Origin of the sequence: Streptomyces bambusae (genome assembly GCF_019400985.1) — a bacterium.
GTDB lineage: Bacteria > Actinomycetota > Actinomycetes > Streptomycetales > Streptomycetaceae > Streptomyces > Streptomyces bambusae_A.
On record NZ_WTFF01000756.1, the window covers coordinates 1 to 514 of the forward strand.

Annotated in this window: 1 pseudogene; it reads left to right on the plus strand. The window is 78.8% G+C overall.

Annotation, left to right across the window (positions count from 1 at the left end):
• Window positions 1–247 precede the first annotated feature (247 nt).
• Window positions 248–514 (plus strand): annotated as a pseudogene (locus GPJ59_RS36895) (hypothetical protein); the annotation flags it as partial.

Sequence of the window (514 nt, forward strand, 5' to 3'; positions counted from 1 at the left end):
TGCTCTACACATAGCCACACGCAGCACGATATCGCCGCGCAAGACCGTCGGCAGCGTCGGATGTGTATAAGAGCCAGGTCCCGGACCCGCCCTGGAGCGGTTCCGGGCGGGCATCGCCGCCCGCGGGCCGGGCTACCACGACACCTCCCACCTGGGCGGCGCGGCGCACGCGGCCGCGCTCACGGGCGATGCGGTCCGCGCCGAGGCCCATCTGGCGGCGGCCGACCGGGGTGCGGCCGGCGCCCCCGTGGTCTTCGACCAGTGGACCGAACTGGCCCGGCCCTGGGTCGCGGCCGCCGGCGGCCGGGTGACCCGGGCGGTGGAACTGGCCCGGACGGTCGCCGACGGGGCCCGGGCCGCCGGGCTCACCGGCTTCGAGCTGCCGGCCCTGCACGGCGTGGCCCGGCTCGGCGGGGGCGGGCCGGGCCGGGACCGGGCCGCGGCGGGGCGGGGTGCGGGCCGGGGGGCCGGGGGCTCTGCTCTTTACCCCCTGTGGTGCGCGCCACTCCATACG